This is a genomic window from Mycolicibacterium pyrenivorans (assembly GCF_025821625.1).
Taxonomy (GTDB): domain Bacteria; phylum Actinomycetota; class Actinomycetes; order Mycobacteriales; family Mycobacteriaceae; genus Mycobacterium; species Mycobacterium pyrenivorans.
Genome location: NZ_JACKSH010000187.1, coordinates 1 through 26,192, shown reverse-complemented (window position 1 = coordinate 26,192; position 26,192 = coordinate 1). Strand labels below are relative to the sequence as shown.

The window sequence follows — 26,192 nt, the reverse complement described above, 5'->3', positions numbered from 1 at the left end:
CCTGCACGGCGGCGCCGCTAGGGTCAGAACAAATATTAGGTCGCAACAGCCAATCCCTGAGAGGGAGCACGTCTGCCGAGGAGGTCAGATGTCCTACGAGAGCACCGCGGAGCCCATCAAGGTCGGCTACCTGATGGACTTCACGTTGCCGCCGGGTTTTCCGGAGGAGTTGTTCGCCTCTTTCACCCAGACGTTCGACCTCGTCTTCTCCGAGGCCGTCGAGCAGGGCCTGCTGGACCGACCGGTGCAGATGATCTACCGCGAGGTGGAGGGCCTGCCCAAGGGTTCGGTCAAAGCGGTCATCGATGCCTACGGCGAACTCGTCGACGAGGGCTGTCTGGTCGTTTTCGGTCCGAACATCACCGACAACTGCGTGCCGGTGCGCGAGGCGATCGAGGAGCGATTCAAGGTGCCCGCCATCAGCGTCACCGGAACCGACGACTGGCTGGGCGAGTGGACCTTCGCGTTCCCCCAGGGCTCGATGACCGATGAGCCGATCTTCCTGGCGGACCTCGTCGCGAAGCGCGGGCTCACCGAGATCGGCGTGCTGGCCGAGCAGAGCCTCATCGGCGAGAGCTACCTGAAGAACCTGCGAAGCGCATGCCGCCGCAAAGGCATTCGGATCGTCGCGGAAGTCGAGATCGCACAGACCGCACAGGACATCAACGCGGCCGTGCAGACCCTGCACGAGGCGAAGGCCGAGGCGATCGTGCACCTGGGCTTCGGATTCGGGATCGTCTTCATCAATCCCGCGCTGGAGGCCCTCGGTTGGGATCCTCCGCGTTTCACCACCACGGCGTTCCAGAACGCGTGGGTCAACCCGATCATGTGGAACGCGTTCATGGGCTGGGTCGGGGTCGATCAGTATGACGAGGGAAACCCGATCGGGCAGAGCTTCCTGGATCAGTACGCCGCAAAGTACGACGGCAGTCGTCCCGAGTTCTGCGTGACGGTGGTGAACCGCGACGTTGCCGCCACGCTGGCGCGGGCCTTCACTGACGCCCACCCGCTGAGCCCGCGCGGGGTCAAGGAGGCGCTGGAACGGGTCAAGATGCTGCCCGCCGCCTCGGGGGCCCCGGGAACCCGGGTGTCCCTGGGCAAATGGACGCGGCGCGCGTGGATGGGTTCCGGGTACCTCGTCGCTCGAACGCTCGACGCCGACGGCGTCAACTCGCACCTGGTCGACCGATTCGGGGAGGAATGACATGACACCGCGGACGCGAGGAGCGATATGAGCCTGCAGGAGTCGTTGCCTCCGGATACTCGAGGGGAGGTACCGAAGGGCAAGGGTCCGAACTGGGGACGAGTCATCGCCCTGCTGTCGTGGCTCGGCTTCCTGGGGTTGTTCCTCGTGGTCATGCGGCTCGACGTCGACCCGCGCGTGGCGAACCCGAATGTCGAGGGCCGGCCGCGTCCGGTTGAGTTCCTGACGGGATTCGATCATTACCAGGTCATTCCGCAAATCGGTGCCCTGCTCATGGTCGTGGTGCTGACCATCGTCTTCATCCGGGGTTGGCGGAAGAACCCCGGCAGCCCGATCCTGTTGATGGTTCTGGTGACGACGCTGATCGTGTGGCAGGACCCGATCATGAACTGGTCGCCGTACGCGGTGTACAACCCGATCCTGTTGCACTGGCCGGAATCCTGGCCCCTGATCATGATGTCGCCGACCGTCGAACCCTTCATCGTGTTCGGATACGTGACGTTCTACTTCGGCCCGTACTTCCCGGCGATCTGGATTCTGCGCAAAATGCAGGCCAAGCGCGGTCCGGAGGCGTTCGTCAGCAGGCATCCACTGCTCACCCTGGGCGGACTGGTCCTGGTGATCGGCTTCATCTTCGATGCCATGCTGGAGGTGAGCCTGGTCCGCACGGGGCTGTACATCTACTCGCAGGCGATCCCGTTCGGCACGCTGTTCCCAGGCACCACCTTCCAGTTTCCCCTGCTGTGGGAGTCGCTGTCGGTGACGTTCGTGATGATCCCGGCGGCGATCCTCGTCTACCGCGACGACACGGGGAAGTCGGTGGCGGAGAAGCTCGCCGCGAAGGCCAAGCTGTTCCCGTCCAAGCCGGTGCTCGGCACGTTCCTGGTGATGTTCGCGATCATCAACGTGTCGTACTTCGCCTACGGCGGCTGGTTCTGGGCGATCAAGGCCAGCGGGCTGGCCACCTCGGTCGCCTGTCCGTGGCCGTTCCCCGAGGCGAAGGTCTTCGACCCGCAGGGTTATTACGAGGAGAACGGCGCCGAAGGCCCCTACTCGGTGGGGAAGTGGTCCACGTGGCAGTACAACCTTCCCGATGGCCGGCCTGACGTCGAACTGGGTTCTAAGAGCATGCGGTGTGCGACTGAGGGCCAGAGTGACTGAGCATCGGACCGGCGATGAGCGCTCGCGCGAAGAGCATCGGACTGGCGATGAGCGTGTTGTCGTGATCACCGGTGCATCCCGCGGGCTCGGGTTCGCGTCGTCCGTGCGCCTTTATCGCGAGGGGTGGCGCGTGGTCGCTGCGATGCGCACCCCGGACGTGGGGATGCCTCGGCTGCGGGAGGCGACCGGCGCCGGCGAGGGCGACGACAGGCTGATCGGGGCCCAACTGGACCTGATGGACGCCGCGTCGATCGCGGCCGCGGCCAAATCGATCGAGGAGGCCGTCGGCGCACCGTATGCCATCGTCCACAACGCCGGAATCTCCGCCGCCGGAATGGTGGAGGAAGCCGACATGGAGATGTGGCAGAACATGTTCGCCACCCATGTCATGGGGCCGGTCGCACTCACCAAGGCGTTGTTGCCGTTCATGCGCGCCGCGGGGCGGGGGCGCATCGTGCTCGTCTCCAGTGCGGGCGGTGTTCGCGGACAGCCCGGCATCGCACCGTATTCCGCGGCCAAAGGCGCGCTGGAGCGGTGGGGCGAGTCGATGGCCGGTGAGATCGCGCCGTTCGGGCTCGGCGTCACCATTCTGGTCACCGGAACCTATGACACCGACATCATCACCGACGCAGGCACCACCGACGACCGGAACTTCGAGGGTCCATACGCCAGACTCCACCAGAGCATGAACACCCGGGGGCGGTTCGCGGTGAGTTTCGCCAGGCCGCCGGAGAAGTTCACCCCCGGTCTGCTGAAGGCACTGGACGACAGCGGAGCGTTCCGCCGCCGCGGCGTCGGCCCCGATGCGTCGATGCTGTTGGCGTCCAACAGAGTTCTTCCGTCATCCGCTATGCATCACATGTCGCGGATCGTGATGGGCATACCCCGCCATGGCTCGATGCGCGGTGGTGCGTACCCCCTGACCGCTGCACAGAGAGCAATGGTGCTCGCGGCGAAGGTCCTTCCGCAGCCGGTCATGCAACGTCTCGCCGAGGTCGCGATGCGCCGGGCGGCCGCGAAACAGGCCGGGAATCAGGGAAGTGAGCGCAATGCCTGAAACGGCAGACCCCACATTCGAGTCGAGGATGTTGATCGACGGCAAGCTCGTCGACGGTGAAGCGGGGACGTTCACCAACATCAACCCTGCGAACGAGGACGTGCTCGGCGAGGTGGCCGACGCGTCCAAGGCCGACATGAACCGGGCGATCGACGCCGCTCGCCGGTCGTTCGACGACACCGACTGGCCGACCAATCGTCAACTCCGCAAGCGCTGTCTCGAACAGCTTCATGAGGCGATCGTCGGCGAAGTGGAGGAGTTGCGTGAGGAGCTGATCCGGGAGGTGGGTGCCCCCCGCGCGGTCACCCACGGCCCGCAGTTGGATGCACCGCTCGAAGACGGGCTGCGATACCCGGCCAGACTGATCGACACCTTCGCCTGGGAGACGGATCTCGGCGACACGGTCGTGTCCGTCACCGGGGTGAACACCACGCGGAAGGTGTGGCATGAGCCCGTCGGCGTGGTCGGCGCCATCACACCGTGGAACTTCCCGTTCGAGGTCGCCATCAACAAGCTGGGGCAGGCCCTGGCGACCGGAAACACCGTGGTACTCAAGCCCGCGCCGGACACACCGTTCAACGCCACCCGGCTCGGCAGGCTCATCGCCGAGAAGACGGATATCCCTGCGGGGGTGGTGAATGTGGTGACGGCATCCGACCACTTCGTCGGCGAAGAGCTGACGATCTCGCCCAAGGTCGACATGATCTCGTTCACAGGATCGACCGCGGTCGGTAAACGGATCATGGAGAAGGGCGCCGCGACCATGAAGCGGCTGTTCCTCGAGTTGGGCGGAAAGTCGGCGACCATCGTGCTGGAGGACGCGGATTTCAACACCGCATGCCTCCTCGGCATCGGCCCGTTGATGCACGCAGGGCAGGGCTGTGCCGCCCCGACGAGGATGTTGTTGCCCCGCTCCCGATACGACGAGGGCGTGGCGATCCTGCAGGGTCTCTACGAGAACATCCCCGCCGGTGACCCTCAGGACCCCGGCACCATCTGCGGTCCGGTCATCTCGGCGAAGCAGCAGTCGCGCATTCTCGGCTACATCAACAAGGGCGTCGACGAGGGCGCCACCCTGCTGGTGGGCACCACGGAGGCGCCGAAGCAGTTCGACAAGGGGTTCTGGGTCAACCCAACGCTTTTCACCGATGTCGAGAACTCGATGACCATCGCCCAGGAGGAGATCTTCGGTCCCGTGCTCGCGGTGATTCCCTACGACGACGAAGAGGACGCGATCAGGATCGCCAACGACAGCGTGTACGGGCTGGCCGGCAACGTGATGTCGAGTTCGCTGGAGCGTTCGCTGGCCGTCGCGCGCCGACTGCGCGCCGGGTTCATCGGACTCAACGGCACCGCGGGTTACGGGGCAGACACGCCGTTCGGTGGCTACAAGGACAGCGGTGTCGGGCGTCAGAACGGTCTCGAGGGATTCCATCAGTACACCGAAGTCAAGTCCGTCGCCTATCCCGCCGTCTAGTGCCGGCGGGCTGAAGGAGTTCAACCATGGAGCAACTGTTCGACGATCTCGAGGACTTCGGGTCCTTCGATGACGCCGTCTCCGGCGATGTGCGGGATCCCTACCCCGAGTTGGCCCGGTTGCGTCGCGAGGAACCGATTCAACGGATCGACATGTCCGCCATGCCGGGCGAGGAGGGCAAGCCGGTTTTCATTGTGTACCGCTACGAGGACGCCCAGCAGATGCTGCGTGACAACGAGACGTTCTCATCGTCGGGCGTCATCGCCGCGTTCGGGCCGGTGCTCGGCGAGCGAGTGATGCTCGGCATGGATGAACCGGTGCACGGCAGGCTGCGTGGCCTCGTGTCCAAGGCGTTCTCACAGAAGTCTTTGGCGCGCTGGCAGGACGAACTGGTCGCCCGCGTCGGCAACGAGCTGATCGACAAGTTCGCGGCGAACGGCAAGGCCGACCTGGTCAAGGAATTCACGTTCGACTACCCGAGCCAAATCATCGCGGGCCTGCTGGGACTTCCCGAGGGCGATTACCCGCAGTTCCAGCGCTGGTCCATCTCGCTGCTGAGCTGGATCATGAACCCGGAGCGGGGCTTGGCCGCTGCGGCGGCGCTGTGTGACTACTTCGCACCGATTCTCGAGGCGCGCCGCGCCGAGCCCAAGGAGGACCTGATCAGCCTGCTGGCAGAGGCGGAGATCGACGGCGAGAAGCTGACGGACGAGGAGATCTTCTCGTTCCTGCGGCTGCTGCTGCCCGCGGGCGTGGAGACGACCTACCGGGCGCTGGGGAACCTGCTCTTCGCGCTGCTCACGGATACGACGCAGTTGAACGCGGTCCGCGCCGACCGCAGTCTGCTACCACAGGCCATCGAGGAGGCGGTGCGCTGGAATCCGCCGCTGTTGACCATCACCCGCACCACTACCTGCGATACCGAACTCGGCGGAGTGCAGATTCCCGCGGGGTGCTCGGTGTTGCCGATGCTGGGCTCGACGAACCGGCAGGAGGATCGCTGGGAGAACCCGGACGAGTTCAACATCTTCCGCACACCCAAGGGAAGCCTCGGCTGGGGCCACGGTGTGCACGTCTGTCTGGGCATGCACCTCGCGCGTCTCGAAATGCGCACGGCGGTCGAGCTTCTGCTGGATCGGCTGCCGAACCTGCGGATGGATCCCGACGGAGACGATCCACACATCCGCGGGCAGGTGTTCCGATCTCCGACGTCGTTGCCGGTTTTGTTCGATGCCATCAAGGAGTAGTGAGTGACCGACCAGATCAACTACGAGACCGTCGACTACTTCACCGACGCGTCCCTGGTTCCGGACCCCTACCCGTATTTCGACCATCTCCGATCGAAATGTCCGGTGACACAAGCGACTCCGTTCGGTGTGCTGGCTGTCACCGGGTATGCAGAGGCGCTGTCGGTCTACAAGAACCCCGCCTTCTCGTCGTGCGTATCGGTGGCTGGACCGTTCTCCGGCCTGCCGTTCGGGCCGGGGGAAAGCGACGACGTGACCGAACTGATCGAACAACATCGTGATGCGGTCCCGATGGCCGAGCACATCACCTCACAGGATCCGCCGCTCCACACCCGTACCCGGGGATTGTTGAGCAGGCTGATCACACCGAAGCGCCTCAAGGAGAACGAGGAGTTCATGTGGCGCCTGGCCGATAGACAACTCGACACCTTCATCGACCGCGGACGAACCGAATTCCTCGGAGACTACGCAAAGCCGTTCTCGCTCTTGGTGATCGCCGACCTACTCGGCGTGCCGGCAGAGGACCATGAGGAGTTCAAGGCGGTGTTCGCGGGGGAGACGGTCGGAGAGTTGGGCAAGGAGGCGCCGACATCGCATAATCCGTTGGAATGGCTCAACGAGAAGTTCCACGGCTACATCGCGGACCGCAGGCGTGAGCCCCGCGAGGACGTGCTGACCGAACTTGCGCAGGCCAAGCATGAAGACGGGTCGACCCCTGACATCGACGACGTCATGAACCTGTCGACGTTCCTCTTCGCCGCGGGAACCGAGACAACGACGAAGCTCGTCAGCTCCGCGGTCCGGTTCATCGCAGACAACCCCGGGTTCGAATCCATGCTCCGAGAGGACCGCAGCAAGATCCCGGCCTTCCTCGAGGAGACCCTGCGCCTGGAGAGCCCGGTCAAGTCGCACTTCCGGATGGCGCGGACATCGACGACTATCGGAGATGTCGACGTACCTGCAGGCACTACCGTGATGCTGCTCCCCGGTGCCTGCAACCGTGACGAACGAAAGTTTGCCGGTCCGAACGAGTTCCGGGCCGACCGGCAGAACGTGCGGGAACAGATCGCCTTCATCCGGGGAGCGCACTCATGCCCGGGAGCACCGCTGGCCCGCGCCGAGGGCCGTATCTCGCTGGAGCGAATCCTCGATCGCATGAAGGACATCAGGATCTCCGAGGAGCACCACGGGCCCGCCGGGGCCCGGCGGTTCGATTACGAGCCGACGTTCATCATGCGCGGACTCAGCGAACTGCACATCACGTTCGGAAAGGTGAGCCGATGACCGGAAAACTCGAAGGCAAGGTCGCCTTCATCACCGGAGCGGCGCGAGGGCAGGGACGGGCCCACGCAATCGCGATGGCCAGGGAGGGCGCTGACATCATCGCGGTCGACATCTGCCGTGACATCCCTTCCAACCCCTATCCGTTGGCGACTCCCGAGGACCTGGCCGAGACCGAGCGTTCGGTCAAGGAGATCGGACGCCGGGTCGTGGCCAGGGTCGCCGACGTTCGTGAGCGCCATGAACTGCGCGACGCGGTCGAGGCGGGGGTGGCTGACCTGGGCAAGATCGACGTCGTCGTCGCGAACGCGGGCATCCTGCCGATGGCGATGGGCAACCCGGACCCGATGGGGTTTGTCGACGCCAGCGACGTCGACCTGGTGGGCGTGATGAACACTGTGGCAGTGGCAATTCCGCATCTGCCCGACGGCGCGTCGATCATCGTCACCGGGTCGACGGCGGGCATGATCCGCGGCACCACCACCAGCCCGGACATGGGCCCCGGCGGCGCCGGGTACGGGTGGAGCAAGCGCATCGTGATGGAGTACGTCGACGAGATGTGTCTTCACCTGGCGTCACGGATGATCCGCGTCAACGCGATCCATCCGACGAACTGCAACACCCATCTGCTGCAGAACGAGGGCATGTACGGCGTGTTTCGCCCCGACCTGAAGGCCGAGGGCAAGACGCCGACCCGCGAAGACGCCGAGCCGCTGTTCAATCTGTTCCAGGCCATGCCGATCCCGTACATCGAACCGGAGGACATGGCCAACCTCGGGGTGTTCCTGGCCAGTGACGACAGCCGTTACATCACCGGTCAGCACATCCGCGTCGATGCCGGCTCGTTGCTCAAGTGGCCCAACGGACCCGGGGGCTAGGGCTCAGTCGGGGCGGTGGAGGAAGCCGTGCAGGATCGCCTGGACGAGTTCGTCGACGATGGCCTCGCGCGGCGGCGGAGTGCTGCCGAAGAACGTCGAGCGCAGCGCGACCATGCCGACGATCATCGCGACGGTCGAGTGTGCGGGCAGGTCAGGCTGATTCGAGCGCATTCCGCGCAGCCGCATCCCCTCGGCGCTGATCTGGCCGAGCACGCTGAGCGCTCTCCGGATGTCCGCGATGCCCGAGGCCTCGATGTCGTCGTCGCTGAGCCCGTCCGCGGCGACCAGGGTGAGCAGCAGGCCTTGGTGTTCGACGAGCACGTCGTAGAGCTGGCCGACGAACTGTCGGGAGAGCTCCTGCTCGTCGGTCTCCTCGGGGACGACCGACTGCCAGGTGGTGCGGAACTCGTCGAGGAAACTTGTGAACGGCACGACGAGGGCCTCACGGAAAAGGCCTGCCTTGGAGCCGAAATGGCGGAACAGCAGGTACTCGCTGACGCCGGCGGCCTCGGCGATCTCCCGGGTCGTAGTGGCGCGGTAGTCCCTGCGGGCGAAGAGTTCGCGGGCGGCGTCGAGCAGCAGCCGCCGCGCCTCGCCACGCGGTCGGCGGACCGCCGCGACCTCGACGGCGGTCTGCTTCTTGGACGAATTTCGCTGGGGCACCGACATTCACCATAGCCGGGTCTTGACCGCGCCCGTTGTAATAGTGTGCACTATTAAAAGTTGTCGGTGAAGGAAAGGGGCAGGTGTGGGGGCGCTCATCATGGTCGGCACGCTGGTCGGGCTGGCCGTGCTCATCGTCGGTCTGGTGATCTATTTCGATCCGGAAGCGCGGGATCGATGAGCGCTCGCGCGAAGAGGAGACGGCGCCGGTGAGCACCGAGCTGACACCAGCGTTGATCGCCGGTCTGACGTTCGCCTACGTCGGCGGAATCCTGTTCCTCGCGTTCGGGGTGTACCTGAGCATCCGGCGCGGTCGCCTGCATCCGCTGCTGTTGGTGTCCATCTCGGCGATCTCGTTCTCGTGGATCGAGGCGCCGTATGACTGGGCGGTGTTCGCCCAGTTCCCGCCGGCCCTTCCGCGGATGCCGTCGTGGTGGCCGATGAACTTCACCTGGGGTGGCGGGCTGCCGTCGTCGGTACCCGTTGGTTACATCTCCTACTTCGTGCTGCCCGCGGTGATCGGCGCGGCGCTGGGCCGGCGGGCAGTCATGCGACTCGGCTGGCGAAGGCCGCAGACACTGCTGGGCGTCGGATTCCTGGTCGGCTTCTGTTGGGCACTACTGTTCAACGGATTCTTCGGACCCCGGTTGGGGGTCTTCTACTACGGCTACGTGATTGACGGGCTGGCGATCTTCGAGGGAAGCAGGTTCCAGTACCCGATCTATGACGCGGTCGCGATGGGTCTGCAGATGATGGTGTTCACCTACCTGCTCGGGCGCACAGATGAGCAGGGCCGCAACGTCATCGAGATCTGGTCTGACAAACGGTCGTCGAGCAAGGTCGGATCGTCACTGCTGTCCATCGCGGTGGTGGTGGTGGTCGGCCATCTCATGTACCTGGCAGTGTTCGCGCCGCACCTGGCGACGAAGCTCGGCGGCTATGTCACCGAGGGGCCGACGGAGCAGTTGTTCCCCGGCATCGAGAACCAACCGAGGTAGGCGACTGTGTCAGTGAAAAGCATCGGCGACTTGTACTACGACCCGTTCGACCATGCCATCGACGACGACCCGTATCCGGTGTGGCGCCGGATGCGGGAGGAGGCGCCGCTGTACTACAACGACAAGTACGGGTTCTACGCGCTCAGCCGCTACGACGATGTCGTCGAGGCGCTGCCGGACTGGCAGACCTACCGGTCCGGCAGGGGCACCACCGCCGACATCCTGTTCAGCGGTATCGAGGTGCCGCCGGGAATCCTGTTGTTCGAGGATCCGCCCCTGCACGACCTGCACCGGCGCCTGCTGTCGCGGGTCTTCACCCCGCGCCGAATGCTCGCTGTCGAGGACCTGGTGCGCGGATTCTGCGCGCGCGCACTGGATCCGCTGGTCGATCGGGACGGGTTCGACTTCGTCGTCGACCTCGGTGCGATCATGCCGATGCAGACGATCGGCTACCTGCTCGGCATCCCCGAGGACGGGCAGAAGCAGATCCGCGACCGCACGGACAAGAGCATCGCGGTCGCAGGCGCGAAAGTTGATGTCAGCGCGACGGTCTTCGCGGAGTCGCTGGCGCTGTTCGCCGAGTACATCGAATGGCGGGCGACACACCCGTCCGACGACCTGATGACCGAACTGCTCAATGCCGAGGTGGACGAACCCGACGGGACACGGCGGAAGCTGGAACGGACTGAGGTGCTCGCCTATACGGCGATGATCGCCGGCGCCGGAGGCGAGACCACGGCCCGTCTGATCGGGTTCATGGGGCAGTTGCTCGGCGAACACCCCGATCAGCGCCGCGAACTCGTCGCCGATCCGGCACTGATCCCGTCGGCGATCGAGGAATCTCTGCGGTTCGAGCCGCCATCACCGGTACAGGCGCGCTATGTGGCACGCGATGTCGAACTGTACGGCCACACCGTCACGGAGGGCTCATACATGTTGCTGCTCAACGGTTCGGCGAACCGCGACGACGCAAGGTTCAGTGACCCGGACCGCTTCGACATCCACCGCACCGGGGGGCACCTGAGCTTCGGGCAGGGCCTGCACTTCTGCCTCGGCTCCGCGCTGGCCCGGCTGGAGGCCCGGGTGGCCTTCGAGGAAGTGCTCAAACGGTGGACCGACTGGGACGTCGACTACGGCAATGCAAGCAGGGCGCGGACGTCCAGCGTGCGGGGCTGGGCACGGTTGCCGGTCAGGACGGGGTGATCGCGGTCGGTACTTGCCACGGCTGACAGACTGGAGTCGTGCGCTCCACACCGCAGTGCTGGCTCACCGACATGGACGGGGTTATCGTCCGTGAGGAACACGCGCTGCCCGGCGCCGCCGAATTCCTGCAAACATTGAGCGACCGTGCTCGACCATTTCTTGTGCTGACCAACAACTCCATCTTCACGCCACGCGATCTGGCGGCCCGGCTCGCACGTTCGGGGCTCATAGTGCCGGAGGCGTCGATCTGGACGTCCGCGCTGGCGACCGCGGCCTTCCTCGCCGACCAGCTACCCGGCGGGTCGGCGTACGTTATCGGCGAGGCGGGCCTGACCACAGCGCTGCATGAGGCCGGGTACACGCTCACCGACGTCGCACCGGACTTCGTCGTGCTCGGCGAGACCCGCACGTATTCGTTCGAGGCGATCACCAAGGCCGTCCGCCTGATCCTCGGCGGCGCCCGCTTCATCGCAACGAATCCCGATGTCACCGGACCTTCCGCCGAGGGGCCGTTGCCGGCCACCGGATCCGTCGCGGCGATGATCACCAAGGCGACCGGCCGGGAGCCGTACTTCGTCGGCAAACCCAACCCGATGATGTTCCGCAGTGCGATGAACCGGATCGAGGCGCATTCCGAGAGCACCGTGATGGTCGGTGACCGGATGGACACCGACATCGTGGCGGGCATCGAAGCGGGACTGGAAACCATTCTCGTGCTGACGGGGTCGACCTCGGTCGAAGAGGTGGAGCGGTACCCCTTCCGGCCGAGCCGCGTGTTGCCGTCGATCGCCGAGGCGATCGAGTTGGTCTAGCGCGCCGCTTGCTAACTTGAGCGTATGACCCATGCACCCGACCCGACCCGTCCGCTCGCCGGGGTGCGGATCGTCGAGATCTCCAGCTTCGTCGCGGTGCCCCTGGCAGGGATGACGCTGACCCAGCTCGGCGCCGAGGTGATCCGTGTCGACCCGATCGGTGGTGCCGCCGACTACCGCCGCTGGCCGCTCACCGAGGGCGGCGAGAGCATCTACTGGGCAGGCCTGAACAAGGGCAAGCGTTCGCTGGCTGTCGACATGCGCTCCGAACACGGCCAGGACCTGGTGAGACAGCTGATTGCCGGAAGCGGCGTGTTCATCACGAATGTCGCTGGCCGGCAATGGCATTCCTACGAGGAACTGACGCGCGTGCGGCCCGACCTGATCCACGTCGAGGTATCCGGACGCGCCGATGGGGGCACCGGCGTCGACTACACCGTCAACGCCGCGATGGGATTCCCGCTCGTGACCGGACCGGCCGAGCTCACCGCGCCGGTCAACCACGTGTTGCCCGCGTGGGACGTCACCTGCGGGATCTACGTGGCGTTGTCGGTGGCCACCGCGCTGCGGCACCGCGACGCCACCGGACAGGGCCAGCGCATCAGCATCCCGCTGGAGAACGTGGCGCTGGCGACCGCGGGAAATCTCGGTCTGCTGACCGAGGCGATGGTCAACGGCACGTCGCGGCAGCGCATCGGCAACGCCGTGTACGGCACGTATGGGCAGGACTTCACCAGCAGCGACGGTGTCGCGTTCATGGTGGTCGCCCTGACCGGCAGGCATTTCCGGGATCTGACCGAGTTGACCAAGACCATGGAATCCGTTGCCGCACTGGCGCAGTCGCTCGGCGCAGACTTCTCCGACGAGGGGGAGCGGTACCGGCATCGCGGCGCGCTGGGCGCCCTGTTCGCCGAATGGTTCACCGCACACACCGGCGAGGAGGTCACCGCGGGCCTGTCGGCGACGTCGGTGTTGTGGGAGCGCTACCGCACGTTCGCCGAGACGGCCACCGACGACAGGGTCACCGCCAACCCGATGTTCACCGAACTCGAACAACCCCGGGTGGGTCGCTACCTCGCGCCGGGACTGCCCGTGTCGATCGACGGCACCTACCCCGCGGCGCAACCCGCCCCCGCGCTCGGTGACGACACCGCCGCGGTGCTCGGCGACTGGCTGTCACTGTCGGCCGGTGACGTCGAGGGGCTCTTCCGGTCGGGCACCGTGGCGTGAGCGCGCTGCTGGACCTGCTGGACGTGACCGGTGGGCCGTCGGACACGTGGCGGGGGCGCGGCAGCGGCCCGGAGGGCAAGCGTGCCTACGGCGGCCAGCTGGTGGCCCAGGCTCTTGCCGCGGCCGCGCGCACGGTGGAGTCCGCGAAACTGCCGACCACCCTGCATCTGCAGTTCCTGCGCGGGGGAGATGCGGGCCAACCCATCGACTACCGGGTGCAGCGGGTGTTCGACGGGCGCACCGCCGCATCCCGGCGGGTCGAGGCCGTCCAGAACGAACGTCTACTCGCCACGGCCACTGTTTCTTTCGCCGCCGCGCTGCCGGGACCCGACCACGGGCACCGGGCATCTATGCCGGACGATCCGGCGGCGTTGCCCCGCACCGGTCCCGCCGGTCCCGCGCCGTCGATGCCGCTGGATGAACTCGACATCAGGGTCGTCGACGACACCGAGGGCGGGCAGTTCGTGCGCCGACTGTGGTGGCGGACGACGGTGGAACTGCCCGACGATCCGCTGGTGCACACGTTGATCGCCGTGTACGTCACCGACGTCTACCTGATCGACCCGGCGTTGCAGGTGCACGGGCACTCGATGCGGTCGCGAAGCCACCGCAGCGGCACCACGGATTCCTCGGTCTGGTTTCACCGCGCGGTGCACGCCGACCAGTGGAACCTGCTGGAGTGCCGTTCACCTGCGGCCGCGCGCGGCCGCGGGGTCGTCACCGCGAGCCTGGTCGGCCGCGACGGCGCGGTCGTGGCGACGCTGGTTCAGGAGGGCCTCATCGCAGCGCGGGAGCCGGTGTCGCCGGGCTGAGCCTGCGTTCGCGGAACTGATTGCGCAGCAGCGTCACCGCCGCGGTGATCGCAATGCCCACGGCGATCGAGGCGAGCACACCGACGAGGTGATGACCGCCGAACAGCGGATACACCTGGTAGTGGGTCAGGTAGATGTACAGAGACGCCTCGGCGACGATTCCCGCGGCGGCAGCCAGCAGCGACGGGCACCGCAGCGCCGGTAGCCACAGCAGCAGGACCAGCCCGGCGAGGACCATCGTCTCGCGCAGCGTGCTGCCGAAGTAGCCGTGGAGTCCGACGACCAGGACGGCGGTCACCAGGACGCGCTGCTGGATCGTCGTCGCCTTCGCCGCGGCCCACCCCGCCGCGAAGAACCAGAATGTCAGCACCGTGAACCAGGCGTCGCGCCCCAGGGTCAGCCCCAGCACGTCGAAGCGCAGCGCGAGCCCGACCGCGAGGAGGGCTCCGGCCAGCGCGAACGGATGCCGTCGTTCGAGGCGGTCCATCACGGGCAGCCAGAACAGGACGGCCAGCGCGACGAGAATCCACACCAGCACCTCGACGAACCACAGCCTGCCCGCGGTCATGCTGTCGTGGGGACCCAGGAACTTGTTGGCCAGCAACAGGTTCGTCGGGTGATAGTCGTCCGTCAGCATCAGCGCGATCGCGATCCACGCCACCGAGGGGACCGCGATCCACGCGATCGTGTTGCGCAGATGGCGGATCCGGACCTGCCTGGGCACCGGGGTCAGGCAGAACCTGCCGAAGTTGTAGCCGGCGACGCCGAGGAGGATGTGCGCGCCGCCCCACAGCTCGAACACGCCTGCGTGGGAACCGACGATCAGGACGATCGCCGCGGCGCGCAGCGCGACGCTGGTTTCCAGCGTGGCCCCCCACGACCGCCACCACCGCCGCGGCGGCGCGGGCTGTGCCTGCAGCTCGCGCAGCGACAACCGCTGCCAGTGCGCCGGGAGCCTGCCGAGTGCGCGTTCGAGTCGCACCGACATCGTCACGTAGGACAGCGAATTGCCGCCGAGGTCGACGAAGCTGGCGTCTGCGTCGATGGTGGCGCGATCGAGTTGAAGGACGTCGGCGAACAACGCGCGCAGGTCGGTGTCGCGGTGTTCGCCGGCGACGGCGCCTGCGGCGAGGGTGCGTGCCGTCGGGTAGTCGGGTTTGCCCGACGGCAGCAGCGGGAGATTCCTGACACAGACGGCGTCGACGGCGCCGGCGGGGATGCCGGCCGCTGCCGCCGCGAGGTGCTGCACATCGCGGCGGTGGTGGTCGCCTGCCGCGACCACCGCGAGGTGCTCGCCGCTGTTGGTGCACAGCGCGTGTACTCCCTGCGCGCGCAGCGCCGACTCGACCTGGTGCAGGTCGATCCGCAGGCCGTACATCTTCACGAAACGGCTTCTGCGGCCGACGACTTCGTACAGCCCGTCGCTGCCGCGGCGACCGATGTCGCCGGTGCGCAGTGCCTCCACCGTGGCGCCGAGCGCCAGATCCTGCGGGGTGTGGGCGTAGCCCATCATGACGTTGGGCCCCCGGTAGACCAGCTCACCGGTCCCGTCGTCGGGCCAGTCGTCGACGGGCTCGATGGAAAACGATCCGCCCGGGATGGGGCGCCCAATCGCGGTGGGCCGGGTGCGAGCGAGATTCGTTGGCAGATAGGCCATTCGGGCGGTCGCCTCGGTCGCCCCGTACATCACGTACAGCTCCCAGCCCCGCCGGTGGGCCATTGTCGCGAACCGGCGCACCCTTTCGGCGGGCATGCGCCCGCCCGCCTGCGTCAGGTAACGCAGGTGGGGCAGCTTCATCGATGCGAAGCCGACCTGCTCGAGCAGCTCGAAGGTGTACGGCACCCCGGCGAACGTCGTGCCGCGGTGGCGGCCGAACAGCTCCCAGAACTCCGAGTCGGCGACCGAATGCTCGGTCAGGATGAGAGCGGCCCCGGCCAGCAAATGGCTGTGGACCACCGACAGCCCGTAGCAGTAGGACATCGGCAAGGTGGTTGCCGCCCTGTCGGTTTCCTGGATGCCCAGGTACTCGACGATGGCGGCCGCGTTCGCGACCAGGTTGGACCGGGAGAGCCTGACCAGTTTCGGAGAGCCGGTGCTGCCCGAGGTGGACATCAGCAGCGCGAGATCGTCGTGCAGCAGGTGACCGCCGCCGCGGCGGACGTGCACGCCTGCGGCGTCGATGACGACGTCGGGCTGGTAGGTGGCGATCATGGCGCCGTGGTCACGGCCGGCAGGCACCGGAAGGACCACGTGGTCGCCGGCCAGGGCGCCGAGGTAATGGACAAGGGTGTGGATGTCGTTGCGGGCTTCCAGCAGGATCAGGCGGCGCCGCTCACCCAGGTCGTGCGCGGCGGCGTCGACCCGGTCGGCGAGCTCGAGGTAGCTGAGCCGGCGCGACTCGGTCAGCACCGCGACGTTGCCGCCGTGCCGGCGCAGGTGGTCGACCAGCGGGCTCATGGCAGGCCCTCGAGGGTCGCAGTGGGCCCTGGTCGCATCCAGGAAGTCCTTTCCGCGACAGGTGCCCGGGCACCTGAGCTGAGGCTTACCAAAGTGAGGGTACCGTTAGCTCACTTGGCACCTCACCGCAGGTGGGCCCTCGCCGAGGTCACATCCGGCCGAAGCGGCTCCTCATGAAGCTGTACACCCCGAAGGCGGCGATCCCCAGCGCTGCGGCGACCAGCAGGAACTTGCCGAACGGCGCCTGCCCCAACGCCTTGACCGCGGCGTCGAGCCCGGTCGACTTCGACGGGTCGGCCTGAAGGGTCGCGATGATGACGAGCAGTCCGGCGCCCGCCAGGACGAGGCCCTTGGCGGCGTAACCGGTGACCCCGGTGGCGACGATGGCGGTCCCGCCGGAGACGCGCAGGTCGTCGAGGAACTTCTGGGACACGCCCTTGTAGACGTGGTAGCCGCCGACCGCCAGGACGCCGAGGCCCACCGCGATCAACAGCGCCTTGCCCCATCCTGACTGCATGAGCTGGGCGGAAATGCCGGCGTTCTGCTGGCTGCTGGACTGCCCGCTGCCCATGGCGAACCGTGCCGCGGACAGGGCGATCGCGAAATTCGCGACGGCCACGCCGAGCGACTGCGCACGTTTCCAGGCCGGGTTGTCGTCCTTGGCCCCGGTGCGCTCACCGGGCTTGGATCCGATCACGGCTTCGGCGATGCGCCACAGGCCGAGCGCGACGAGGCCGATCGCGGCGACCCACAGTGCGATCTTGCCGCCGGTTTGGCCGGCCAGCGTGGCCAGCGCTCCGGACTGATCGGCGTTTCCGCCGCCCCCGGTGAACGCAAGCTGCAGGACGATGTAGCCGAGCAGCAGGTGCAGGGCGCCGCTGGCGGCGAAACCGGCCCGCGCGGTGTATTCGAACGCACTGCTGTCGGTGGCCTGGTCGGCGATGCCGTGCACGGACGAAGGTCTGGTGGCCATGGTGCCTCCTGGTCGGCGGATGCGCCGGTGTACCCCGATTTTGACGTCGCCGAAACAGTCAACGGGGGCGGGCGGCGACCATGCGTGCGGCGGCCTCCACTGCTGTGTCCCGCCGGCGCTGCAGGACAATGGGATCGTCCGTCATCGACCGGGGATCAGGCCAGTGCGACCACGCCAGGCCGACGCCGAGGAGCAGGACCAGGAGCTCCTCGGCATCCCATGCAGGGTCGACGTCGCCGGTGCCCTGCGCGGTCCGAATGGCCGCGATCGCTTGCGCGGGCATGGTGGGATCTCCGCCGGGGGGCTGCTCGAACCGAACCCCCTCCAGTCGTGCCCACATCATCATCCGGAGATGTTCGGGATGCCTGTGGGCCAGATCGTGGACGTCGCCCACGAACTCGGGCACCGCCTCCGGACGTACCGTGAGCGCCCGAAAGAACTCGGCACCGTCGGCAGCCGCGACTTCACGGAAAAGCGCTTCCTTGTCACCGAAGTGAGCGTAGAGGCGCTCCTTGCTGGCCTCGGCGGCCCGCGCGATGCGGTCGATCCGGGCGCCGGCGAGCCCGAACGCGGCGAACTCGGCGCGCGCGGCGCTCAGAATCTGACTCCGCAGTTGATCCCGGCTTCTCATAGCCAGAGCATAGCCAAACGAACTGGTTCGTTCGGTAGGGTGGGTGTCATGCCCCAGACACCGTCGCTCGACGCGATCATGGATCCATCCCGCCGAGTCCTGGCGACGCGCCGTGTGGTCGACACCGTCCTGGACCGGATGGGTCCGCTGATGGATCTGTATCGCCCCTATGTGGACGGGTTGGAGAACCTACCGCCCGATGGCCGATTCCTTTTGGTGGGCAACCACACTCAGGGGGGCGGCGAGGTGCTGTTGATTCCCTACTTCGTCCGGCGGGCCATCGGTGCCCGGGTGCGTCCGCTGGCCGAGCGCAGGATGGGTGACCTGCCTGCCCCCATGGGTGACCTCATCGCCGCTTACGGGGCGGTCATCGGTTCGCCGGAGACGGCCCGAGAACTGATGCGCCACAACGAGACCATCCTGGTCTTCCCCGGTGGCGGCCGGGAGATCGCCAAGTTCAAGGGCGAGGAGAACACGCTGCGCTGGCAGGGCCGCGCCGGGTTTGCCCGGGTGTCGGTGGAGAACGGCTATCCGATCGTGCCGGTGGCCCTCATCGGCGGAGATGAGGTCTATCGCAGCCTGATCGCCCGTACCAGCCGGCTGGGTCAACTGAGCTTGGCGGTGTCAGAAAAGCTCTCGGGCACAAGCGATATGGCCCCACCGCTGATGCGCGGAATCGGGCCGACGCTGATTCCCCGTCCGCAGCGGATGTATCTGCGGTTCGCCCCTCCCATCGACACCACGAGGCCCGCGGGGACGTCCCACGACCGGTGGGTGACCACCGTCAAAGAGAAGACCCAGGAGTCACTGGAGAAGGCGATGGCCGACCTGCTGGACGTGCGCAGCGGGGATCCCTATCGCGAGCTGAACCCACTGGCCTGGCGCAATGCCACCGGCCCCCAAGGGGCGTAGCGCAAACCCGGGGCCGAGCTGAACGACTGCCGGCGTAGCTCTGGTCACGGCCCAAGACTCGGGCCAACGTTTTCCGGCGAGTTGTCCGGATCTGCCAGGAATTTGGTGCTGATCAGGATGAACATGCTGATGCCGAATACCCATGCAGGAAACACGAGTGTGATCCAGAGGCTGCGACTGATCACCAGCAGCAGGATCAGGGCGAGTAGGTAGGTGACCAATGCGAGCCATCGTGGCATCAACCTGGTGCGTATCCAGATGGTGGCCAGCGAGATCATGAACACAGCGGCGAATCGCACGCCCCAGATGTTGCTGACCTGAAGCATGAGGGACCGGGCGAAGTAGACGAGGCCGTTCGACGCCATCGCCGGGATCTCGGCGATCATCAGGATCGCTCCGGCGATGGCCATCGAGACGGCCACCATCGCCAAGAACAGCAGTCCGCTGCCCAGGAAGACGGACCCGAAGAACCGGTCCTCGAGGTCACCCAGTTGGTCCCTCACCACCCCGATGAACCACAGGAACGCGATCCCGGCGAGCGGCGCCAGCACCAACGCGGTACCGATCCTCGTCGCCGCGGGTCACCCAGGACATCTGCGCGAACGGATCGTCGGGGACCGCGCTGCGCAGCAAGATCAGGCTGGACGCGAACAACACGGCGAACAAGATGCCGGCGAAGCCCGCGGCTCGGGGTGTCGAGAGCCGACGGACCGTTCGGGTGCGGCGGGTGTCGTCCATGATCGGCTTTCGTCGAGAAACTGCGCGTTGCCTGCCGCTACAGCCGCAGGGTCACGCCGAGCAGCGCGATGGCCCCGAGTCCGGCGACGAGCCCCGCGACGATCGCGGCAATCGAGTAGCGCATCGCTCCGAAGTCGGCTCTGAGCGCCGCCAACTCCTGGCGATGCTGGATCCAGCCGAGTATCAGGGCGGCCAGGCCGACGAGAATCATTGCCACCCCGAACACCTGGGGGCTCACATATGGCTCGCGAAGCCGCTCGTTCTCCGAGAGGTACCGGAAAATCTGGTAGATCGTGAAGCCGAAGGCGATCAGCGCCGTGCTGGTGCGGGTCCACGCCATCAACGTTCGCTCGAGCGCCAGCCGGTTGCGCTCCGCGGCCAGCCGGGTGTTCGCATCCAGGGGAAGTTCTGGCATCGCCACCTCCCGGTCACCGGTTCGCCGAAATCCGCAGGAGTTGAGGCTACTACCCATCGATGGATGGCCAGGGCGAACCGGTGACGGTGGTCCGGCCTGCGCGGATTCCGGTACCCGTGATCCCGGGCTTTCGCAACACCATCTGTGCCCACTGGGGATGAGTCCGCGGTTGGGGATGGTGGGGGCAGAGACGCAAAGTTTGTCGCCGGTGCGCCGCAAGGTGGGCGGCATGACCGGAACTGAGAGCCGCGCCGAGATCGGCGCGATGGGGGAGCAACTCGCCGTCGACTATCTGGGGCAGCTCGGGTGGCGGATGCTCGCCCGCAACTGGCGGTGTCGTTATGGAGAGCTGGACGTCATCGCCACCGACGACACCGCGCAGGCGGTCGTGTTCGTCGAGGTGAAGACGCGCACGGGGGAGCAGTTCGGTGGTGTCGAGCAGGCGGTGACCCCTGCCAAGGTCCGCCGTCTGCGCCGGCTGGCCGGAGTGTGGTTGGCCCAGCAGCACGGCAGTTGGTCGTCGGTGCGCATCGACGTCATCGCGATCAGGATCGGCCGCCGCCGCAGCCCCGAGATCACCCACATCCGCGGGGTCGGGTGATGGCGCTCGGCAGGGCTTTCTCGGTGGCGGTGCGCGGTGTGGAAGGCGAGATCGTCGAAATCGAGGCCGACATCACCGCCGGTCTTCCCGGGGTCCATCTGGTGGGGCTGGGCGACGCGGCGCTGCGCGAATCGCGTGACCGGGTCCGAGCAGCGATCACCAACTGCGGCTTCACCTGGCCGATGTCGCGGCTGACCCTGGCGTTGTCGCCTGCAACGCTGCCGAAGATGGGATCGGTCTACGACATCGCCCTCGCGGCGGCCGTGCTGTCGGCCCAGAACAAGAGATCCTGGCCTCGGCTGGAGAAGACGGTGCTGCTGGGTGAACTCGCCCTCGATGGCCGGGTCCGGCCGGTGAAGGGCGTCCTGCCTGCGGTGCTCACCGCGCTGAACCAGGGCTGGCCGACCGTGGTCGTGCCTGTCGAGAACCTTGCCGAGGCCAGCCTCATCGAGGGAGTGGAGGTGTGGGGTGCTCGCAGCCTGGGGCAGGTGGCGGCCTGGCTGGCGGGCAAGGGTGATCTGGAGCCACGTGTCGAGAGCCGGCCGCACACGGCCGGGGCGGCGGCGGATCTCAGCGACGTCGTCGGGCAGACACAGGCGCGCTACGCCGTCGAGGTGGCGGCCGCCGGCGCACACAACCTCATGATGACCGGACCGCCGGGCGTGGGGAAAACCATGCTGGCGCAGCGGCTTCCGGGGCTGCTTCCGCCGTTGTCGCATGCAGAGTCGTTGGAGGTCACCGCGATCCATTCGGTGGCAGGTCTGCTGACCGGCGACGCGCCGTTGATCACCCGCGCGCCGTTCGTGGCGCCGCACCACACCTCCAGTGTCGCTGCCCTCGTGGGCGGCGGACCGGGAATGGCGCGTCCCGGGGCGGTGAGTCGCGCTCACCGCGGAGTGTTGTTCCTCGACGAGTTTGCCGAGATCAACACCGCCGCGCTCGAGGCACTTCGCACCCCACTGGAGGATGGCGAGATCCGGCTCGCCCGCCGCGATGGTGTCGCGAGATACCAGTGCCGGTTCCAACTGGTGCTGGCGGCCAACCTGTGCCCGTGTGCTCCGCCCGACCCGCGCGACTGCGGGTGCGGAGCGGCGGAGCGGAGGCGCTACCGCAGCAAGCTGTCGGGGCCGCTGGTCGACCGGGTGGATCTGCGAGTCGAGATGCATGGGTCGCGGGCGGGATCGTTCACCGTTGAGGACGGTGAGTCGACCTCTGTTGTCCGCGAACGTGTCTGGGAGGCGCGGCGGGCAGCGCAAGAGCGGTGGCGTCCTTACGGCATTACGACCAATGCCGAGGTGAGCGGTGCGCTGTTGCGGCGCAGGTTCAGGCCGAGTCCGGAGGCGATGAAACCGCTGCGGACGGCGGTCGACCGCGGGGCGGTGAGCATCCGGGGTATGGACCGCACGGTGCGGGTCGCGTGGACCCTCTGCGATCTCGCCGGGCGCACCTCTCCCAGCAAGGAGGACGTCATGACCGCGATGAGTTTCCGTCAGGTGGCTGGCCAATGATGGACGAGGTAACCCGCCGCGCGTGGGCGTATATCTCCAGGGTCGCCGAACCGCCCAATCCACTCCTCGCCGATCTGGTGGCTTCCGTGGGGGTTACTGCGGCCGCGGATCGGATCCGGCGCCGCGACGTCGATGACACATTGAAGCGGGCCACCGAAGCCCGGTACGGAATCGACAGCGCCGAACAGGATCTCGGCACTCTTGACCGGATGGGAGGACGCTTGCTCACCGCCGATGACGACGAATGGCCGTATCTGGCGTTCACGTGTTTCGACGGTGCGAATCGCGAGAAGCGACCGCAGGCTCTGCCGCCGCTGGCGCTCTGGGTGCTCGGGCCGTCCCGGCTGTGCGACGTGACCGAGCGCAGCGCCGCGATCGTCGGGACTCGGGCCGCCACCGCCTACGGCGAATACGTGGCCGCGGACCTTGCCGCAGGTCTGGTCGAACGTGATGTCGCGGTGGTGTCGGGCGGTGCGTACGGTATCGACGGCGCCGCTCACCGCGCGGCGCTGGCCTCCGACGGCGAGACCGTCGCGGTGCTCGCCGCGGGAATCGATGTTCCCTATCCCGCAGGCCATTCCGCGCTGCTGCACAGGATCGGGCGAAACGGCCTGGTGGTCAGCGAGTACCCACCGGGAGTACGGCCGACGCGGCGCCAGTTCCTGGCCCGCAACCGGCTGGTCGCCGCTTTTGGCGGGGCGACGGTGGTGGTGGAAGCCGGTGTGCGCAGCGGTGCCGCCAACACCGCTTCGTGGGCCAAAGCTCTGGGCCGTCCGGTGGGTGCGGTCCCCGGACCGATCACGTCCTCGTCATCGGTCGGCTGTCACGCGTTGCTCGACGCTCGCGCGAAGGTCATCACCAGGGCTGCCGACGTGGTCGAACTGGTGGGTCGCATCGGCGAGCTCGCGCCGGACATCGCCCGACCCGTGGCACGTCTGGACGAGCTGACGGATGAGGAACTGGCGGTCTACGAGTCGCTGCCGGGGCGGGGGAGTCGCACGGTGGATGAGATCGCGGTCACCGCGGGCCTGCCGGTCGCCGACGTTCTCGGTCCGCTGACGATGCTCGACGTGCGGGGGCTGGTGACGCAGGTGGACGGCTGCTGGAAGCTGGTCAAACGCTAGTGCCGCCGGACAGGGAGAACACTGCGGCGACGGCCGCGCTCGTATAGTCGACGAGAGCAGCAGCGAAGGATGGTGGAAGTGGCAGGACGTCCCGTGCACACGTTCGAGGTGGTCCGCACCGAGCAACTGACGCCGCACATGGTGCGGGTCATCCTGGGCGGCAAGGGTTTCGACACCTTCACGCCCAACGACAGCACCGACGCCTACGTGAAACTGGTGTTCGTCGACGACAGCGTCGATGCGGGCACCCTCGACCAGCCCCTGACGCTGGACAGCTTCAAGGCATTCGAACCCACGGTGCGCACCTACACCGTCCGCCGGGCGGACGCGCAGCGGCGGGAGATCACCATCGACTTCGTCGTGCACGGCGACCATGGCGTCGCCGGTCCGTGGGCCGCCGCCGCCACACCCGGTCAGCGGCTCTTCGTGATGGGCCCCAACGGGGCGTACGCGCCGGATCCCGCCGCCGACTGGCACCTGCTCGCGGGCGACGAAGCGGCCCTGCCCGCCATCAGCGCCGCATTGGAAGCGTTGCCCGACAACGCGATCGGCAAGGTGTTCATCGAGGTCGCCGGACCCGACGACCAGATCGAGCTGACCGCACCGTCCGGCGTCGACGTGTCGTGGATCTACCGCGGCGGCCGGGCGGACCTCGTCGCCGACGACAGCGCAGGCGATCACGCCCCGCTGATCGCCGCGGTGAAGGAGACCCCCTGGCTTCCCGGCCAGGTGCAGGTGTTCATCCATGGCGAGGCCCAGGCCGTCATGCACAACCTGCGGCCCTACATCCGCAAGGAACGCGGTGTCGACGCCAAGTGGGCCGGATCGATCTCCGGATACTGGCGGCGGGGCCGCACCGAGGAGACGTTCCGGCAGTGGAAGCGCGAGCTGGCCGAGGCCGAGGCGAAATAGCGGTGCCGAACCGGGTACCGGTGGCACCCTTACGCCATGACCTTCGGTAACTACCAACTCGAGATCTACCTGCAGGGCCTCTCAGGCGTGCTGCCCTCGCTCCCGATGGATTACGCCGGGTGGGAGGCCAAGGCCGAGGTCGCCATGCCTGCGTCGATCTGGTCCTACGTCGCAGGCGGTGCCGGTGACGAACGCACCCAGCGCGTCAACCGCACCGCCTTCGACCGCTGGGGACTGATGCCGAGGATGCTCGTCGGCGCCACCGAGCGGGACCTCACCGTCGAACTGTTCGGCATGACACTGCCCTCTCCGCTGTTCATGGCGCCCGTCGGCGTCATCGGGATCTGCTCCCAGAACGGCCACGGCGACCTGGCGACCGCCCGCGCCGCCGCGCGCACCGGTGTCCCGATGGCCGTGTCCACATTGACCGAAGACCCGCTCGAGGACGTCGCCGCCGAATTCGGTGACACTCCCGGTTTCTTCCAGCTCTACACACCGACCGACCGCGACCTGGCCGCCAGCCTCGTCAGCCGCGCCGAGGCCGCCGGCTACAAGGCGATCATCGTCACCCTCGACACGTGGATCCCGGGATGGCGTCCGCGTGATCTGGCGATGTCGAACTTCCCGCAGCTGCGGGGCCGCTGCCTGTCGAACTACACCAGCGACCCGGTCTTCCGGGCGCTGCTCGCGCAAGCGCCCGAAGAGAACCCGCAGGCCGTCGTCATGCAGTGGGTTCAGCTCTTCGGCAACCCGTTGACGTGGGAAGACCTGCCGTGGCTGCGGTCGTTGACCGATCTGCCGCTGATCCTCAAGGGCATCTGTCATCCCGACGACGTCCGACGCGCGCGAGACGGCGGCGTCGACGGCATCTACTGCTCCACCCACGGTGGCCGCCAGGCCAACGGCGGGCTGCCCGCGATCGACTGCCTTCCCGGGGTCGTGGAGGCCGCCGACGGGATGCCGGTGCTGTTCGACTCCGGAATCCGCAGCGGCGCCGACATCGTCAAGGCGCTCGCCCTCGGTGCGACGGCCGTCGGCGTCGGCAGGCCCTACACGTACGGTCTGGCCATCGGCGGCGAGGACGGCGTCGTCCACGTCCTGCGATCGCTGCTGGCCGAGACCGACCTGATCATGGCGGTCGACGGCTATCCCACGCTGGCTGATCTCACCCCGGACACGCTGCGGCGCGTCACCTGAATCACGCCGCCGCCGTCTGCCACGGTGGGGGACATGGAGGCCGTCCTCGAGGAGTTCGACGTTTACCTCGCCCTGGAGCGTGGCCGCTCCGAGCACACCCGTCGCGCCTATCTCGGCGACCTGCGCTCACTGTTCGACTTCCTCGCCGACCGTCACCCCGACGCCGGGCTGCGCGGTCTGAGCCTGCCGGTGCTGCGCTCCTGGCTGGCCGCGCAGTCCTCGGCCGGTGCGGCCCGCTCGACGCTGGCCCGACGCACCTCGGCGGTCAAGACATTCACCGCGTGGGCGCTGCGGCGCGGCCTGATGGCCGACGACCCGGCGACGCGCCTTCAGGTGCCCAAGGCGCGGCGCACCCTGCCCGCCGTGCTGCGACAGGACCAGGCTGCCGACGCCATGGAAGCCGCGAAATCCGGTGCCCAGCAAGGTGATCCACTGGCACTGCGCGACCGGCTCATCGTCGAGATGCTCTACGCCACCGGCATCCGGGTCAGCGAGCTGTGCGGTCTGGACGTCGACGACATCGACACCTCACGCCGAGTGCTACGCGTGCTGGGCAAGGGAAACAAGCAGCGGACGGTGCCGTACGGCGAACCCGCCCGCGTCGCGCTGTCGGCGTGGCTGACCGAGGGGCGGCCGGCGCTGGTCACCGCGGCCTCGGGTGCTGCCCTGCTGCTCGGCGCCCGCGGCGGGCGGCTGGACC

Annotated in this window: 24 protein-coding genes and 1 pseudogene; 19 read left to right on the top strand and 6 right to left on the bottom strand. The window is 67.3% G+C overall.

The window, feature by feature from the left end:
- Positions 1–88: 88 nt before the first annotated feature.
- Genes H7I57_RS21580 through H7I57_RS21550 form a run of 7 tightly spaced genes read left to right on the top strand, consistent with a single transcriptional unit; the run spans position 89 to position 8,305 of the window.
- Positions 89–1,204 carry an ABC transporter substrate-binding protein gene (locus tag H7I57_RS21580; RefSeq protein ID WP_264025931.1) on the top strand — a complete coding sequence of 372 codons (1,116 nt, stop codon included), beginning with the start codon at positions 89–91 and terminating at the stop codon, positions 1,202–1,204.
- A 27-nt stretch (positions 1,205–1,231) separates the two neighbouring features.
- Complete coding sequence (locus tag H7I57_RS21575) at positions 1,232–2,365, top strand: spirocyclase AveC family protein (RefSeq protein ID WP_264025930.1); 1,134 nt, start codon at positions 1,232–1,234, stop codon at positions 2,363–2,365.
- On the top strand, positions 2,358–3,422 hold the full coding sequence (locus tag H7I57_RS21570; RefSeq protein WP_372510316.1) for an SDR family NAD(P)-dependent oxidoreductase: 1,065 nt from the start codon (positions 2,358–2,360) through the stop codon (positions 3,420–3,422). The genes H7I57_RS21575 and H7I57_RS21570 overlap by 8 nt, the downstream gene beginning before the upstream one ends.
- On the top strand, positions 3,415–4,899 hold the full coding sequence (locus tag H7I57_RS21565) for an aldehyde dehydrogenase family protein (protein ID WP_264025928.1): 1,485 nt from the start codon (positions 3,415–3,417) through the stop codon (positions 4,897–4,899). The genes H7I57_RS21570 and H7I57_RS21565 overlap by 8 nt, the downstream gene beginning before the upstream one ends.
- A 26-nt stretch (positions 4,900–4,925) precedes the next feature.
- On the top strand, positions 4,926–6,146 hold the full coding sequence (locus H7I57_RS21560; RefSeq protein ID WP_264025926.1) for a cytochrome P450: 1,221 nt from the start codon (positions 4,926–4,928) through the stop codon (positions 6,144–6,146).
- A gap of 3 nt (positions 6,147–6,149) precedes the next feature.
- Positions 6,150–7,430: a cytochrome P450 gene (locus H7I57_RS21555; protein WP_264025924.1), complete on the top strand. Its 1,281-nt coding sequence runs from the start codon at positions 6,150–6,152 to the stop codon at positions 7,428–7,430.
- Complete coding sequence (locus tag H7I57_RS21550) at positions 7,427–8,305, top strand: mycofactocin-coupled SDR family oxidoreductase (RefSeq protein WP_264025923.1); 879 nt, start codon at positions 7,427–7,429, stop codon at positions 8,303–8,305. Before H7I57_RS21555 ends, H7I57_RS21550 begins: the two co-directional genes overlap by 4 nt.
- A 3-nt stretch (positions 8,306–8,308) precedes the next feature.
- Here the strand turns inward: H7I57_RS21550 and H7I57_RS21545 are convergent, their stop codons facing one another.
- Positions 8,309–8,968 (bottom strand): TetR/AcrR family transcriptional regulator, encoded by a 660-nt coding sequence (locus H7I57_RS21545; protein ID WP_264025922.1) that lies wholly within the window; start codon positions 8,966–8,968, stop codon positions 8,309–8,311.
- Positions 8,969–9,177: 209 nt separating this feature from the next.
- Between H7I57_RS21545 and H7I57_RS21540 the strand changes: the two genes are divergently transcribed.
- The 5 genes from H7I57_RS21540 to H7I57_RS21520 are packed head-to-tail and all read left to right on the top strand — an operon-like array spanning position 9,178 to position 14,023.
- Positions 9,178–9,966, top strand: coding sequence for a spirocyclase AveC family protein (locus H7I57_RS21540; RefSeq protein WP_264025921.1), 789 nt, complete (start codon positions 9,178–9,180; stop codon positions 9,964–9,966).
- 30 nt (positions 9,967–9,996) lie between these two features.
- On the top strand, positions 9,997–11,169 hold the full coding sequence (locus tag H7I57_RS21535; protein ID WP_372510319.1) for a cytochrome P450: 1,173 nt from the start codon (positions 9,997–9,999) through the stop codon (positions 11,167–11,169).
- Between the two features lie 38 nt (positions 11,170–11,207).
- Positions 11,208–11,981 carry an HAD-IIA family hydrolase gene (locus tag H7I57_RS21530; protein WP_264025920.1) on the top strand — a complete coding sequence of 258 codons (774 nt, stop codon included), beginning with the start codon at positions 11,208–11,210 and terminating at the stop codon, positions 11,979–11,981.
- Between the two features lie 24 nt (positions 11,982–12,005).
- A complete protein-coding gene (locus H7I57_RS21525) occupies positions 12,006–13,211 on the top strand; it encodes a CoA transferase (RefSeq protein WP_264025918.1) in 1,206 nt (401 codons plus the stop codon).
- Entirely contained in the window at positions 13,208–14,023 is an 816-nt protein-coding gene (locus tag H7I57_RS21520; RefSeq protein WP_264025917.1) for an acyl-CoA thioesterase, read from the top strand. The genes H7I57_RS21525 and H7I57_RS21520 overlap by 4 nt, the downstream gene beginning before the upstream one ends.
- Here the strand turns inward: H7I57_RS21520 and H7I57_RS21515 are convergent.
- The 3 genes from H7I57_RS21515 to H7I57_RS21505 all read right to left on the bottom strand — a co-directional run bounded on the left by H7I57_RS21515 (position 13,989) and on the right by H7I57_RS21505 (position 18,085).
- On the bottom strand, positions 13,989–16,481 hold the full coding sequence (locus H7I57_RS21515; RefSeq protein ID WP_264025915.1) for an AMP-binding protein: 2,493 nt from the start codon (positions 16,479–16,481) through the stop codon (positions 13,989–13,991). The two genes, H7I57_RS21520 and H7I57_RS21515, sit on opposite strands and share 35 nt — an antisense overlap.
- Positions 16,482–16,629: 148 nt before the next feature.
- Positions 16,630–17,454 carry a DUF1206 domain-containing protein gene (locus tag H7I57_RS21510; RefSeq protein WP_264025912.1) on the bottom strand — a complete coding sequence of 275 codons (825 nt, stop codon included), beginning with the start codon at positions 17,452–17,454 and terminating at the stop codon, positions 16,630–16,632.
- 58 nt (positions 17,455–17,512) lie between these two features.
- Positions 17,513–18,085: a TetR/AcrR family transcriptional regulator gene (locus H7I57_RS21505; protein ID WP_264025910.1), complete on the bottom strand. Its 573-nt coding sequence runs from the start codon at positions 18,083–18,085 to the stop codon at positions 17,513–17,515.
- 48 nt (positions 18,086–18,133) lie between these two features.
- Here H7I57_RS21505 and H7I57_RS21500 point away from each other — a divergent pair, with 48 nt between their 5' ends.
- Complete coding sequence (locus H7I57_RS21500; RefSeq protein WP_264025908.1) at positions 18,134–18,997, top strand: lysophospholipid acyltransferase family protein; 864 nt, start codon at positions 18,134–18,136, stop codon at positions 18,995–18,997.
- A gap of 44 nt (positions 18,998–19,041) precedes the next feature.
- Here H7I57_RS21500 and H7I57_RS21495 read toward each other — a convergent pair.
- Together H7I57_RS21495 and H7I57_RS21490 are read right to left on the bottom strand one after the other, a co-directional pair.
- Positions 19,042–19,735, bottom strand: a pseudogene (locus H7I57_RS21495) (hypothetical protein).
- A gap of 37 nt (positions 19,736–19,772) precedes the next feature.
- The gene (locus tag H7I57_RS21490) at positions 19,773–20,150 is read right to left on the bottom strand and encodes a YidH family protein (protein ID WP_264025907.1); all 378 of its coding nucleotides are present in this window, start codon (positions 20,148–20,150) and stop codon (positions 19,773–19,775) included.
- Between the two features lie 229 nt (positions 20,151–20,379).
- On the opposite strand from H7I57_RS21490, the gene H7I57_RS21485 reads away from it, so the two are divergent.
- The 6 genes from H7I57_RS21485 to H7I57_RS21460 form a co-directional block, all read left to right on the top strand.
- The gene (locus tag H7I57_RS21485; protein WP_264025905.1) at positions 20,380–20,751 is read left to right on the top strand and encodes a YraN family protein; all 372 of its coding nucleotides are present in this window, start codon (positions 20,380–20,382) and stop codon (positions 20,749–20,751) included.
- Entirely contained in the window at positions 20,751–22,259 is a 1,509-nt protein-coding gene (locus tag H7I57_RS21480) for a YifB family Mg chelatase-like AAA ATPase (RefSeq protein ID WP_264025904.1), read from the top strand. The genes H7I57_RS21485 and H7I57_RS21480 overlap by 1 nt, the downstream gene beginning before the upstream one ends.
- Complete coding sequence (gene dprA, locus H7I57_RS21475; RefSeq protein ID WP_264025903.1) at positions 22,259–23,383, top strand: DNA-processing protein DprA; 1,125 nt, start codon at positions 22,259–22,261, stop codon at positions 23,381–23,383. The genes H7I57_RS21480 and dprA overlap by 1 nt, the downstream gene beginning before the upstream one ends.
- Before the next feature lie 78 nt (positions 23,384–23,461).
- A complete protein-coding gene (locus H7I57_RS21470) occupies positions 23,462–24,295 on the top strand; it encodes a siderophore-interacting protein (RefSeq protein ID WP_264025901.1) in 834 nt (277 codons plus the stop codon).
- A 36-nt stretch (positions 24,296–24,331) separates the two neighbouring features.
- On the top strand, positions 24,332–25,492 hold the full coding sequence (locus tag H7I57_RS21465; RefSeq protein ID WP_264025897.1) for a lactate 2-monooxygenase: 1,161 nt from the start codon (positions 24,332–24,334) through the stop codon (positions 25,490–25,492).
- 33 nt (positions 25,493–25,525) lie between these two features.
- Positions 25,526–26,192: tyrosine-type recombinase/integrase (locus tag H7I57_RS21460; protein ID WP_264025896.1), on the top strand; the 667-nt coding region annotated here is incomplete at its 3' end.

Bases quoted from the DNA above. Each gene is read 5' to 3' on its own strand.
- H7I57_RS21580 (WP_264025931.1), top strand. From the start codon at position 89: ATGTCCTACGAGAGCACCGCGGAGCCCATCAAGGTCGGCTACCTGATG.
- H7I57_RS21575 (WP_264025930.1), top strand. From the start codon at position 1,232: ATGAGCCTGCAGGAGTCGTTGCCTCCGGATACTCGAGGGGAGGTACCG.
- H7I57_RS21565 (WP_264025928.1), top strand. From the start codon at position 3,415: ATGCCTGAAACGGCAGACCCCACATTCGAGTCGAGGATGTTGATCGAC.
- H7I57_RS21560 (WP_264025926.1), top strand. From the start codon at position 4,926: ATGGAGCAACTGTTCGACGATCTCGAGGACTTCGGGTCCTTCGATGAC.
- H7I57_RS21550 (WP_264025923.1), top strand. From the start codon at position 7,427: ATGACCGGAAAACTCGAAGGCAAGGTCGCCTTCATCACCGGAGCGGCG.
- H7I57_RS21525 (WP_264025918.1), top strand. From the start codon at position 12,006: ATGACCCATGCACCCGACCCGACCCGTCCGCTCGCCGGGGTGCGGATC.
- H7I57_RS21515 (WP_264025915.1), bottom strand. From the start codon at position 16,481: ATGAGCCCGCTGGTCGACCACCTGCGCCGGCACGGCGGCAACGTCGCG.
- H7I57_RS21510 (WP_264025912.1), bottom strand. From the start codon at position 17,454: ATGGCCACCAGACCTTCGTCCGTGCACGGCATCGCCGACCAGGCCACC.
- H7I57_RS21505 (WP_264025910.1), bottom strand. From the start codon at position 18,085: ATGAGAAGCCGGGATCAACTGCGGAGTCAGATTCTGAGCGCCGCGCGC.
- H7I57_RS21500 (WP_264025908.1), top strand. From the start codon at position 18,134: ATGCCCCAGACACCGTCGCTCGACGCGATCATGGATCCATCCCGCCGA.
- H7I57_RS21490 (WP_264025907.1), bottom strand. From the start codon at position 20,150: ATGCCAGAACTTCCCCTGGATGCGAACACCCGGCTGGCCGCGGAGCGC.
- H7I57_RS21485 (WP_264025905.1), top strand. From the start codon at position 20,380: ATGACCGGAACTGAGAGCCGCGCCGAGATCGGCGCGATGGGGGAGCAA.
- H7I57_RS21480 (WP_264025904.1), top strand. From the start codon at position 20,751: ATGGCGCTCGGCAGGGCTTTCTCGGTGGCGGTGCGCGGTGTGGAAGGC.
- dprA (WP_264025903.1), top strand. From the start codon at position 22,259: ATGGACGAGGTAACCCGCCGCGCGTGGGCGTATATCTCCAGGGTCGCC.
- H7I57_RS21465 (WP_264025897.1), top strand. From the start codon at position 24,332: ATGACCTTCGGTAACTACCAACTCGAGATCTACCTGCAGGGCCTCTCA.